General features: G+C 40.4%; 14 protein-coding genes and 2 tRNA genes. 1 reads left to right on the forward strand and 15 read right to left on the reverse strand.

Translation table 11 applies throughout. The features are described 5' to 3' along the window. Positions 1–8: 8 nt before the first annotated feature. The 6 genes from LCM11_RS03905 to LCM11_RS03930 form a co-directional block, all read right to left on the reverse strand. Positions 9–248 carry a hypothetical protein gene (locus LCM11_RS03905; protein ID WP_224892928.1) on the reverse strand — a complete coding sequence of 80 codons (240 nt, stop codon included), beginning with the start codon at positions 246–248 and terminating at the stop codon, positions 9–11. A 36-nt stretch (positions 249–284) separates the two neighbouring features. Continuing rightward, the gene (locus LCM11_RS03910; protein ID WP_224892929.1) at positions 285–674 is read right to left on the reverse strand and encodes a cytochrome C oxidase subunit IV family protein; all 390 of its coding nucleotides are present in this window, start codon (positions 672–674) and stop codon (positions 285–287) included. Position 675: 1 nt separating this feature from the next. Continuing rightward, positions 676–1,281: a cytochrome aa3 quinol oxidase subunit III gene (qoxC, locus tag LCM11_RS03915; RefSeq protein ID WP_224892930.1), complete on the reverse strand. Its 606-nt coding sequence runs from the start codon at positions 1,279–1,281 to the stop codon at positions 676–678. Position 1,282: 1 nt separating this feature from the next. Continuing rightward, entirely contained in the window at positions 1,283–3,220 is a 1,938-nt protein-coding gene (gene qoxB / locus LCM11_RS03920; protein WP_224892931.1) for a cytochrome aa3 quinol oxidase subunit I, read from the reverse strand. A 17-nt stretch (positions 3,221–3,237) separates the two neighbouring features. After that, positions 3,238–4,227, reverse strand: coding sequence for a cytochrome aa3 quinol oxidase subunit II (gene qoxA / locus LCM11_RS03925; protein WP_224892932.1), 990 nt, complete (start codon positions 4,225–4,227; stop codon positions 3,238–3,240). 210 nt (positions 4,228–4,437) lie between these two features. Further along, on the reverse strand, positions 4,438–4,653 hold the full coding sequence (locus tag LCM11_RS03930; protein WP_224892933.1) for a hypothetical protein: 216 nt from the start codon (positions 4,651–4,653) through the stop codon (positions 4,438–4,440). A gap of 313 nt (positions 4,654–4,966) precedes the next feature. Between LCM11_RS03930 and LCM11_RS03935 the strand changes: the two genes are divergently transcribed. Then, on the forward strand, positions 4,967–6,340 hold the full coding sequence (locus tag LCM11_RS03935) for a M28 family peptidase (protein WP_224892934.1): 1,374 nt from the start codon (positions 4,967–4,969) through the stop codon (positions 6,338–6,340). A gap of 821 nt (positions 6,341–7,161) precedes the next feature. On the opposite strand, the gene LCM11_RS03940 is transcribed toward LCM11_RS03935, so the two are convergent. The 9 genes from LCM11_RS03940 to LCM11_RS03980 form a co-directional block, all read right to left on the reverse strand. After that, a tRNA-Arg gene (locus LCM11_RS03940) sits at positions 7,162–7,235 on the reverse strand. A gap of 31 nt (positions 7,236–7,266) precedes the next feature. Next, positions 7,267–7,340: transfer RNA gene (locus LCM11_RS03945), tRNA-Gly, on the reverse strand. A gap of 102 nt (positions 7,341–7,442) precedes the next feature. After that, positions 7,443–7,970, reverse strand: a complete 528-nt coding sequence (locus LCM11_RS03950; protein ID WP_224892935.1) for a metallophosphoesterase — start codon at positions 7,968–7,970, stop codon at positions 7,443–7,445. Between the two features lie 13 nt (positions 7,971–7,983). Then, positions 7,984–8,580, reverse strand: coding sequence for an XTP/dITP diphosphatase (locus LCM11_RS03955; RefSeq protein ID WP_224892936.1), 597 nt, complete (start codon positions 8,578–8,580; stop codon positions 7,984–7,986). Further along, the gene (gene rph / locus LCM11_RS03960; protein ID WP_224892937.1) at positions 8,577–9,347 is read right to left on the reverse strand and encodes a ribonuclease PH; all 771 of its coding nucleotides are present in this window, start codon (positions 9,345–9,347) and stop codon (positions 8,577–8,579) included. The genes LCM11_RS03955 and rph overlap by 4 nt, the downstream gene beginning before the upstream one ends. Positions 9,348–9,478: 131 nt before the next feature. Next, positions 9,479–10,585: a GerMN domain-containing protein gene (locus tag LCM11_RS03965; protein ID WP_224892938.1), complete on the reverse strand. Its 1,107-nt coding sequence runs from the start codon at positions 10,583–10,585 to the stop codon at positions 9,479–9,481. 111 nt (positions 10,586–10,696) lie between these two features. Further along, entirely contained in the window at positions 10,697–11,527 is an 831-nt protein-coding gene (racE, locus tag LCM11_RS03970; RefSeq protein WP_224892939.1) for a glutamate racemase, read from the reverse strand. A 21-nt stretch (positions 11,528–11,548) separates the two neighbouring features. Then, complete coding sequence (locus LCM11_RS03975; RefSeq protein ID WP_224892940.1) at positions 11,549–12,010, reverse strand: MarR family winged helix-turn-helix transcriptional regulator; 462 nt, start codon at positions 12,008–12,010, stop codon at positions 11,549–11,551. 172 nt (positions 12,011–12,182) lie between these two features. Further along, entirely contained in the window at positions 12,183–12,407 is a 225-nt protein-coding gene (locus LCM11_RS03980) for a helix-turn-helix domain-containing protein (protein WP_014643940.1), read from the reverse strand. Positions 12,408–12,415 lie beyond the last annotated feature (8 nt).

Consider the following 12,415-nt stretch of genomic DNA (forward strand, 5'->3'; position numbering starts at 1 on the left):
GGTTTAATTTATCTGTACGTCTTTTGGTTTTGAAGCTGCACATGGAATAATTGGAAAATCGCCTGGGTAAAAGCTAATCCTGAAATGGCGTAAAGCACAAACTTAGGCGAGTAAGCTGTATAGAGCGCTCCCCATAAAGAAATAGCTGTTAATAAAATACAGAGCATAAAACTAATAACATGTTTTTGAGATAATATTTCCGTGGCTTGATTATCTTCACAATTATGAACTTTTTCATTTAATTTCATTTACATCACCACCAGATCATTAAATTACATGGTTAATTAATGGCCAGAATGCTCTGTAGAATCTTCCATTTCACTATGCTCTTCCTGCTGCTCCTGCTGGTTATGACCATCACCGTCATGATCATGTGAAAAGCCAAAGGACATCGTAAACAATGATCCGGCTACAAGAATGGTTGCAAGAACGCCGCCGTGAAACATCATATTCCAAGGGATATGACCACCTTGACTTTCAGGCTCTACAACGTGCATAAACATAAACAGTTGAATACCTGCCTGAATAATCGCTAATGCCATTATTCCGATGATAATCCATCTAACGGACAAATCAGATTGTAAAGCTGCCCATGCGGCTACTAAGGTTAACGTTATCGATAAGAAAAAGCCAATAATGTGTTGAGTAGGAATACGTTTTTTATGATCTGTCATGTTAAACCACCATCCCTATCAAATAAACGCTTGTGAAAATGAAAATCCACACTACGTCCAGAAAGTGCCAGTAAAGACCTATCACAAAGAATTTCCTGCTAGTTTTAGGGGTTAATCCTCGCTGTGTTAATTGAATAAGCAAGAGAGTTACCCAGCCAATACCAAGCGTGACGTGCAGTCCGTGTGTTCCTGCCAGTGTAAAGAAAGATGACCAGTAAGCACTAGACTGCAGTGTGGCACCTTCATGAGCGTAATGAATAAACTCATAAATCTCAAATCCAAGGAATCCGAGCCCAAGAAGCAAGGTGACAATCATCCAGTTTCGTAATCCTTTAACCGATCCTCGCCTCATTTCATGAATGGCGATTCCACAAGTAAAACTACTTGTTAATAGCATAAATGTCATGATCATTAAAGTCTTCGCTTCAAAAAGCTCTCCAGGAGAAGGAGCATCAGCTGTCCTGCCGAATAATACAGCATAAGTGGCAAAGAGTGTAGCAAACAATACAATTTCTGCTCCTAAGAATATCCAGAATCCAAGAATGGTCAGACGACCTTCTTCAGTTCTATATTCTAACGGACCTGTTTTCAGCTCATGAGAACTCATATTATAACCTCCTTGCCGAGCGTTCAGTACGCTTGATTTCATCTACTTCTACATGGAAGCCTTCGTCGTAATCAAAGGAACGGATAACCATCATTACGAATACCGCAAGTAAACCACCTATAGCCATCCACATCCATTCAAATACAAGTCCAAATCCTGCAATGAACATGAAAGCCATCATAATGAAAGGCTGTCCCGTATTGCTAGGCATATGAATAGGCTCTACTTTATCTTCTTCAAACGTCGTTTTACCTTCTTGTTTTAACTTCACATAAGCATCCTGACTGTCAATATGGGGAAGCGTTGCAAAGTTGTAAAAAGGTACAGGTGTAGGAGTGGCCCACTCAAGCGTTCTTCCATTATCCCAACTATCTCCTGTTTTTTCGCGTTCACTATAGCGGTAGCTGTAAAGAATGGTGAATACAAAAATGGCAAAGCCAGCTCCCATTCCAAATGCACCTACAGTAGAAATAACGTTTAGTGGCATCCACTCAGGAATGATGGTAAATACACGACGTGGCATTCCATCTAAACCTACAAAGTATTGTGGGAAGAAACAAACATGGAACCCAATAACAAAGAACCAAAAACTCCATCTTCCGAGTCTTTCATTGAGCTTATGTCCGAACATTTTCGGATACCAGAACACAAGACCTGAGAAGCAGGCAAATACCGTACCCGCGATTAATACATAGTGGAAGTGCGCAACCAGGAAGTAGGTGTTATGGAATTGATAGTCCGCTGAGGCCATACCAAGCATAACTCCGGTAACGCCACCAATGACGAAACTTGGTATGAAAGCCAAGGCCCACATCATAGCTACTGTGTTATTAATCTTAGACTTATATAGTGTTCCCAGCCAGTTGAATATTTTCACTCCGGTCGGCACAGCAATGAGCATCGTCGAAATAGAGAATACTGAGTTTACAAAAGCACCAGCACCCATTGTAAAGAAGTGGTGGACCCATACAAGGAAACTCAATCCAGCGATTAATATGATCGCCCAGACCATAGCTTTGTAACCGAATAATTGCTTACGGGCAAATGCTGAAATAACTTCAGAGAAAATCCCGAATGCAGGAAGTATAACAATGTAAACTTCAGGGTGTCCCCACATCCAGAACAAGTTTGCCCACATCATCGGCATACCTTCACCTGTTAAGGTAAAGAATTGAGCACCGAATACTCTGTCAAGCGTCATTAGAGCTAAAGCAACCGTTAGAATAGGGAAAGCAAATACAATAATGAAAGATGTAATCAAAGTGGACCAGGTAAAGATCGGCATCTGAAACATTCTCATTTTTGGAGCTCTCATTTTTAAGATAGTTACCATAAAATTAATACCTGTTGCTAATGTACCAATACCTGATAACTGTAAGCCCAGGAGATAAAAGTTTTGTCCTGGTCCTGGACTCATGGCAGCTCCTGCCAGCGGAGTATAACTTGTCCACCCGGCATCTGGAGAACCACCAATAACAAACGATATGTTAAACAGCATAGCCCCGAACAAAAAGGACCAGAAGCTTAAAGCATTTAAATAAGGAAAAGCTACGTCCCTTGCTCCAATTTGCAAAGGCACTACAAAGTTCATAAGTCCAATTAAAAACGGCATGGCCATGAAGATGATCATAACGGTACCGTGAGTAGTAAAGATTTCGTCATAATGCTGTGCGTTTAAAAAGTTCATGTTCGGAAACGCCAGCTGTGTTCTCATCATCATAGCATCTACGCCCCCGCGGAATAACATCGCAAGAGCACTCAAAATATACATAATTCCTATTTTTTTATGGTCAACCGTTGTAAGCCACTCACGCCAGAGCCATCCCCATTTCTTATAATACGTTAGGAAAAATAAAATGGAGATCGTCACGAGGGCAATGGAAACCATACCCGCGTATATGAGAGGTTCACCGGTCACAAAAAATTCGTCTAGTTGCAAAATTACTCACCTGCTTCCTAATGATCTCTATCGCTTTCGTGATCGTCGTTATTTTCTTCATCCATAAAGTCTTCAGCATCCTGATGACTTTCTAAATGCATCAATTCACCATATTTTTGAAAATGACGATTAATGGCATAATCCATCCCCTCAGGGTTTCCGTGATTAACCCATGCCAAGTGTGTAGATGAAAACTCATGTTCTTCCGTCAATCCCGGTGCGAGTAATTCATCATATCTGTCCTGAGTTAGTTCTGGTGCCTGATTTTGCGTATCACTCACCCATTGATCGTACGCTTCAGGGCTTTCTGCATAAACTTCAAATGTCTGCTTCGTGAATCCTTCTCCATTGAAGTTTGAGTTTCTTCCTTTATAGACACCTTCTTCATCCGCTTCAAGATAATGAGTGTTCATCATTCCAGCCATATTGTACTTTTGGCCGCCAAGCCTTGGAATCCAAAGAGCTGTCATAGCATCGGCAGAAGACAATTTAAACTCAATCGGCCTATCGGTCGGAATATGCAGATAATTAACTGTCTCTATGTTTTCTTCAGGATAACTGAAGAACCATTTCCAATCCGCTGTGGTAGCGTGGATAACCAGAGGTTCCTGTTCTTCTTCGTTTGCCTCAACCTCCGGTGGTTTTTCCAATTGAAATAATGTATCCACAGTTGGAATACTTAAGGCAATAACAATAATAAAAGGAATAACCGTCCAAATTACTTCAATTTTGTTGTTCCCATGCAAATCAGGATCATAATCGGTCTCCTTACGCCCCGGTCTATTTTCTCTATACTTAACGACCATATACGTAAAGGCTGCAAATACGACAACCACAATAAACAACATAAAATAGACGGAGTATAAAATGAGGTCTTTTTGAGTTTGGGCCACAGGGCCTTTGGGATCTAAAATAGCAAGATCGCTATTACAGCCGGTCAACAGCAAGACCAGACTGAGCGGCAGTAAAGCCAGTCCCTTTTTAAACAACCGGTTTATGTTTTTCACTGAGAAGTACACTCCTTTTCTATTATTCTATCTAATTAGGTATATCCTTTTTTAGTGCCAACTGCCTGTATTATAGCAAAAAATGTAGAATAATAGCTTAAGTTAATAAAATTGTCATTTATCTCTCACACTTTAAAATAATTTGCCTCGTTTGCTTTCTATGATTTGACATTCGTTTATTTGCTTTAAATTCGAGCCTCTTCTCTCCACTCATTCGAGAGTTCTATCCCTTAACTTAAAGAACAACTGCCTGGCTTCAAACCATGAACATGTATGTTGTCGTTGAATTAACTTTACATATTCTGAAAATAATTTCTGGTTCGCCGCAAAGTCCTGAGTATTTAATTTTTTATCACACTCTATTGGAGACAGGACCGTTTCAGGTATATTCAGCGTGTCATCGTTGAACAAATTCATTTGTTCCATAAATAATTTCTTCCCTCCTTTTAAAGCCAACACGGTAATTGAACGTTTTCATATCCACTGCCTGGCCAAATTTTAGGAATTTGATTCTTAAGTATCATTCACCTGTTCTACCATTACCCGTAATTGTTAAAGCAGACACTTGTATTCATACATTCGACAGGTTGCTTCAGAAACTTCCATTTTTGGTATAGGCCCTAAGTTGGCCTCGTAATACAACCTTCTATTAATCTTAAATGAAGCTCTATTTCCATTTTTTGTGAAATAGATTATAGTTAGATTGTCTCGAGCTAAATATTCAAGGAGGAGTTAGTAAATGACAAAAAAAGGAATAAAAATGATGTTAGCCGCTGGATTAATTTTAAGCACTGCTCCAGCCACAGTTGATGCTGCGCCCCCTGTTCATAACAGCAATAGTGATCATGCGTTCGATAATAAGATTATTAAGAAAATTAGTGCTGATCGACTTTATGAACGAGTAGACTATCTGTCAAAACAACCAAGGGAGGCTGGAACAGAAGGCGAATACCACGCAGTTCAGTATATAAAAGCAAAGTTTGAAAGCTATGGATATAATACGGAATTACAGCCCTTTACTTTTCAAGACTGGTACGGAGGTAGTTCTTCCATTGCTATTAATGGTAAAGATTTTCGCGATAATGTTAACACCTTCAATGGATCAGTGAACGGGACAATAAACTCTAAACTTCAATATGTTGGTTTAGCATCTGCAGAAGAAGTAACGGATTCTGTGAAAGGTAAAATCGCTTTAATTGAACGAGGCTCCATTAGTTTTTATGAAAAAGTCCAAAATGTTTTAAATAAAGGTGCTGTAGGTGTGATCATGTTCAACCGAGAAGGAGAAAAAGGAAGTGACTTTGGTTATACATACGAAGGGCAGAATATACCAGCTGTCGCTATAGACCGTGAAACAGGATTATCCCTGGTGAACCAGCTTCAATCAGAAGAAGTACATGCAGAAATATCCGTTGAAGACGCAGGAGTAGTGGATAAAACTTCATACAATGTGATTGCTACAATGAAACCTCATAAAAACAAAGATAACGGCCAGATAATTACGGTAGGTGCTCACCATGATTCTGTAGCGGGAGGCCCAGGTGCTAACGATGATGCATCAGGTGTGTCCGGAGTGCTGGAACTAGCCAAAATAATGGCGAATACTCCAACAGATACTGAATTGCGGTTTATGACATTTGGTGCCGAGGAAAAGGGGCTAATTGGTTCTTACCACTACGCAGGAACTTTAAGTGAAGATGAAGTTCACAGAACGGTCGCTCATTTTCAGATGGATATGATAGGCAGTCGTGATTCTGGAGATTTAATTATGTTTACACCTGATGGAGAAAAGAATATGGTAACCGATTTAGGGGCGGCTGCAGGAGCGAGAGTAGCAGAAGTAGTGGAATACGGGCAGCTCGGGCGCAGTGACCATGTCCCGTTCTTTGAACGCGGCATCCCGTCTGCATTATTCATTCATGCGCCTCTTGAGCCGTGGTATCATTCCCCTGAAGATACAATAGATAAAATTAGTAAAGATAAGTTGAAAGAAACTACAGAAATTGTTGGAGCAGCGGTCTATCAAATTGCCCGCCCGGATACTCCAGCGCTTATGAATGCACGTGTAGCACCCGGACCAGTCCATTATGAATTTGATGACCGCCCTCTTTAGAAACAGAAACCGATTTATTCCAAATTTATACATAAAGCGCTGAAACCTTATATTAGATTTCAGCGCTTTATGTAATCAAGAAGTAAGAATTCAATTAGAGCGGTAATTAAAGTAAATATAAAAGTATAGTTCTGCACCTGAATTTACACTTCTCTAAAACCTTCAAAATGTAGCTAACAGCCACCCCTATAAGACTTTTTTCAATCAAATCCGACAAAAATTCTGATTGCGTTAAACCTTCAATAAGCAAATAATAGTAGTAGACATCTATTTATCTTGAAAAGGAGGGTTTTACTATTGAATTTGTTGCACAGACTTGAAAGCGATGGCTTCAGTTTAGTAGAAGGGAATGCCCACACACCAAATCAAGAGTTTATATCATTAAAAGAGTTACTTACTGATTCCTACTTAAGAAACCTAACAGGACATCACCCATTCTTCATCCGATATTACCCCCTCGAAACACAACCATACTTGGAAGTCTTTTATGATCAAAGTTGTTTGAAGTTCGATCTAATCGAAAGCGGCTTAGATTTATTTAGATTGACGTCCTAGAACACCCGTGATCTTGAATAAAATACCATGACCATCACATGTTCCGAGAGCATCTATGGACTCTTTTAATTCTCCAAGACCTTCTCAATTTAATGCAAGTGAAACAAGTCTTTTCAAAACAGGATTTTTATTTACTCCCCAGCGGTATTCACTGCTTTTTCATATTAAAAATTGGTTGCATTTTAAAATAGGATAATTTTAACCGATGTATAACTTAAAAAACAGCTGATTCCTTTATAAAAAAGGAGTCAGCTGTTTTAAGTTAGTGTCCCAGGCAGGATTCGAACCTGCGACCCACAGCTTAGAAGGCTGTTGCTCTATCCTGCTGAGCTACTGGGACAAGATTAAGTATTTTCAATTTAAATATGATATGGAGCGGGTGAAGGGAATCGAACCCTCATCATCAGCTTGGAAGGCTGAGGTTTTACCACTAAACTACACCCGCATTTATGAAGATTATTAACCGCAACATTTCTATATCGTTTAAGCGGACAAAAACTATTATAATAAGAACTCATATATTTGTCAATAGGATTGCAGCAAAGAATTATTCCTTTGCTGCAAGTGATGTTTCCATGTATAATTCCGGCATTACATCCCCATTGATATGAAAGAATTGTAACTTCAATTGATCAAGAGACGACCATTCAAGGATAGCATACGTTGGCTCCTCCCGATCTCTTGGAAGATGGCAACTCCCCGGATTAATAAACAGTTTTTCATTTACTTTTTCAGCCCCTGCAATGTGTGAATGACCAAAACATGCTATTTGAGCTCCTACTTCTTCAGCTTTGTAGGAAAGCGGCATCAGGGTAGATTTAATTTGGTAAAGATGACCGTGAGTCACAAGAAACGTAATATCACCTACTGACACAACCTGATTATTTTCCATTTCTGGCTCAAAATCACAATTACCTTTTGCATAATAGAAGCCTTCTAATTCCTGAGAATCATAACTCAGTTCAGAATCACCGCAGTGAAGCATGGCGTCTACTTCATGCTGATGACGTTTTTTTACTTCGATTAATTCTTCTTCCAGCCCATGGCTGTCACTAATAATTAATACTTTCGGCATCTGGATCACCTCTTTACGATTGATCTTTTAACCATTCCTCTATTTGCAGGATAGCATAATGTCGATGACTAATGGAATTCTTTTCTTCAGAAGTATGCTCAGCCATCGTTCGATCAGACCCTTTTGGAATAAAAATCGGGTCATACCCAAAACCATTTGATCCTCTGGACATTAAAGCAATATGACCTTCACATATGCCGGTCTTCACAAAGGTATCTTCATTCGGCCGGGCTACGGCTATTGCGCAGACAAAACGAGCCGTCCTCTTTTCTAATGGTGTATCTATTAGCTCATCAAGCACTTTTTCCATATTCTTATCGTCATCTTTATCATTCCCGGCATATCGTGCCGAGTAAACACCCGGTGCTCCGTCCAATGCATCAATTTCAAGACCTGAATCATCTGCAATCACTGGAATTTGATAGTAATTCATTGCAGTCTCTGCTTTTATAGTTGCATTCTCTGCAAATGTGGTACCGGTCTCTTCAATATCCGTTATCTGTTCCTCAAAATCAAGTAAAGACTTTACTGCTATATCATAAGCAGCAAAAAGCTCCTGAAACTCGCCGACCTTTCCGGCATTTTTTGTTGCAATTAAAACCTCTTTCACGATTGACCCTCCGTTTGCGCCGCTTGTTTAGCAGAAATAACCTCTGCCCATTCTCCAATTGCCTCCCGTTGAAGTTCCACAAGCTCCGTAACTCCTTCTTGAGCAAGGGAGAGCATGGTCTGGAGCTGGGGCATAGAAAAAGTCGCTTCTTCTCCTGTACCCTGAAGTTCAACAAATTCCCCATTTCCAGTCATAACAACGTTCATATCTACTTGTGCTTTACTATCTTCTTCATAACATAAATCCAGCACTTCCTCTCCTTCCGGAAGTACGCCTACAGATATTGCTGTTAAATAATCACTAATTGGCAGCTCTTTAATGGATTTGTTATGCACTAATTTACCTAATGCAAGGACTACAGCAACAAATGCCCCTGTTATAGAAGCTGTTCGTGTTCCTCCATCTGCTTGAATAACATCACAATCGACCCATAGTGTGCGCTCCCCAATTTTATCTAAATCCACTACTGCCCGGAGTGCACGCCCAATCAAGCGTTGAATTTCCATCGTACGTCCAGATACTTTTCCTTTTGAAGACTCCCTGATGTTTCTATTCTCCGTTGCTCTGGGGAGCATCGCATATTCAGCCGTGATCCAGCCTTTTCCTTGATTTCGTAAAAAAGGTGGGACACGGTCCTCAATACTGGCATTACAAATTACTTTTGTATCTCCAAAACTTATTAATACCGAACCTTCAGGATGTTTTACGTAATCAGTTTCTATCGTCACTTTTCTTAATTGATTTGCTTTTCTTTGATCGTTTCTCATTAAAGCCGCCTCCTTCTTCTACTCCATTATCCTAGCCCATCTTAACACAATTTATAGCTGCTCGGTAGTAAGTCTGTTCTTCTCCGCTTCCAAAAAGAAAAAGGGCACCTTAGAGGGCACCCCTTTTCATTTTAGAGTTCTTCAGCTTTATTGATATCAGTTCGACTTACGGGTTCTACCAGAGGTTCTCCTGATTCTTTCATTACCTGCTCTGTACCCTCCACCTGGACTTCTACAGATTCAACTTCGGAAAGATCGGTTAGACTCATAACCAGACTGGCTAGTGCTTCATCCGATAGCGACTTTTGTTCTTCGCCTGATAATATAGCTTCGTTAAAGGATAGCTTCAAAACGCCATTCTTCAGCTCAGTACCTGTCACCTGCGCACCTTCATTAAAAGGGTGAAGTAGGGAGGTTCCAAGTTCAGGGCCGTTTAGAAGGGCTTGGACCACGGAGGAGTAGTTGTCGTCACTCTTCTTCACTCGTGTGGTAACAGGAACTTGATAAACCTGATCACCATTTTGAGTTGGAAAATAGACCGTTACCGCTTCACTATCGAGTACATCCGTTTGGTCCCCCACATGAATATTGATTCCATTGGAGCGTGAAACCCCGTCCGTTAGAGGGGTTCCACCGACTGGCATAACATCTTGTTCATGACCATTGATCCACAGTTTAATGCGTTTTACATTTTCAAACTGCGTTAAGGTGTACGTCATGGCTTGAAGGATTTTTTGTTCATCTTTTTCCTCATAATTCTTGAATTCAGGTGAAACATCTACCACCATCGTTCCATCGGCCTCCGGATTGAGACCCAAAATTTCAGTTCCTGCCGGCAAAACCGCTTGAAATCCATTAGGCAGTAAATTCGTAACTGGTCCGTCTTTCACTAAGTATTCAAGTGCCTGAGCCGCTGCTTCTTCGGATGCAGGAAGTTCAAGAGTTTGGGGAACGACCATACCATTAGCATCCAATAGATAAAGCTCTCTCTTTACTGTAGCGGATGCTGGCTCCTCTTCAGTAGTATCTCCACTTTCTTTCGCCTCTCCTTCTTCTGCCTTCTCTCCTTCCGGTGATACAGCATCATTATCCATTTCTGAGTCAGTCAGTGTGGTCTCCTTCGGTGCATCCATTTTTTCTAATGTTTGCTCTCCCTCAAATAAGCAGCCGCTTAAAAGTCCTGAGCTTATGAATAACAAAACCGCAATTAAATAGGGTTTATAACCAGCCATCTTCATCGTTTCCCCTCCTGAGATTGATTGTACTACCATATATACGAGCCCAAAAAAGGAATAGACCACAGATTTTTTCACCTGTTCCTTAATCAATTAACATAAAAAAAACACCACTTATCGATAATAAGCAGTGCTTTGAACGTGTTCTAATTCTACAAGCCTTACGATTTCCACCGGATCATCGAACCAGCTGTTTGCAATCATTCGGAACTTTTCTAGATCCCCTGTTGTATTAAATTCATAGACAGGTGGCTCTTTTCCTTTTTCCAGCATTTTATGATAGGCAAGCATAAAACTTGCTTCTCTTGCTGTTTCTTCTCCGGAACTTATCACTTGAATATGATCTCCCATTTCATTTTGTACCAGATCTTTAATCAATGGATAATGGGTGCAGCCCAAAATTAAGGTATCTATATGATTCATAGCCTTTAAAGGCTGCAAAGTGCGAGCGACTATCCCTTCTGCTTCTGGTCCAGATAGAATGCCTTCTTCAACCATAGGTACAAATGGAGGACAAGCTAGATCATTAACCTTGATTGACTGATCAATAGACCTTAACGCTTCAGGATAAGCCTTGCTCTTTATTGTTCCTTCTGTACCAATAACTCCAATACGTTTATTGTTACTAAACTTAATAGCTGCTCTTGCTCCCGGAGCAATAACACCAACTACAGGTATATCAAGTTCATCCTGCAGCTCTGTGAGTGTATAAGCTGTCGCCGTGTTGCAGGCTACCACAAGCATCTTTATATTTTTTGCCAGTAAATAATTTACCATTTGCCACGTAAAAACCCGAACTTCTTCCTCCGATCTCGGGCCATACGGGCATCTTCGGGTATCTCCTAAATAAATAAAAGATTCTTTTGGTAATTGACGCATGAGCTCCCGGGCTACTGTCAATCCACCTACACCTGAATCAATAACTCCAATCGACTGTTGTTTCACGTATCATCCCTCTTTTAATTCTTAATCAAATTGCCCCTGATCAGCGTCCCGCATTTTTTCATGAAGGACCTGCAATAAGTTGTTTAATGTTTCCACATCATCTGTGGGAACATCTTTCAACACTTCCTTTAAATAATCTTGTCGCTTTTCAATTACTTCATGGATAATTTGTTCACCTTTTTGAAGAACATGGATCCTGACCACTCTGCGGTCCTTTACATCCCTAACTCTTTCAACCAGTTTATTTTTTTCCATGCGGTCCACCAAATCAGTAGTGGTACTGCAAGCAAGGTGGATATAATCGGATAATTCACCAATGGTCATATCCCCTTTCTCAAGTAACCACTGCAAAGCAACAAACTGCGGGGCGGTAATAGGATAGTGGTTTAAAATTACTCGTCCCCTTTGTTTGATAATTCCAGATATGTATCTGAGCTCTTTTTCTACATCCGCTATAATAGACGCTTGTAATTGATTAGACACATTCAGCACTCCTAACGAATTTTTCTTTATGTCTCATTCTCGTGGTTTATAAACAAAAATTCAAGATAAAACTATTCCTTATTAAAAACCCTCCCAGGTATTGCTACCTTTTGCAATACCTGGAAGGTCCTCCCATTTCAAACATGCCATATCTTTGCTGTTCTATGGAGACTTAAAGTTCCAGTTCACCCATACGTAGCAGTTCTACAACTGCCTGTGAGCGTCCTTTCACCCCTAGCTTTTGCATGGCGTTTGAGATGTGATTCCGCACAGTTTTCTCTGAAATAAAGAGCTCTTTTGCGATTTCCTTTGTTGTCTTGTCTTGGACCAGAAGCTCAAAAACTTCTCGCTCCCGCTTGGTTAGAATTTGTGTTGGCCGATAGCCCTCCTCCTTCACAAGCGTAC

It is taken from the genome of Halobacillus halophilus (genome assembly GCF_020171985.1).
Taxonomy (GTDB): Bacteria; Bacillota; Bacilli; order Bacillales; family Halobacillaceae; genus Halobacillus; species Halobacillus halophilus_A.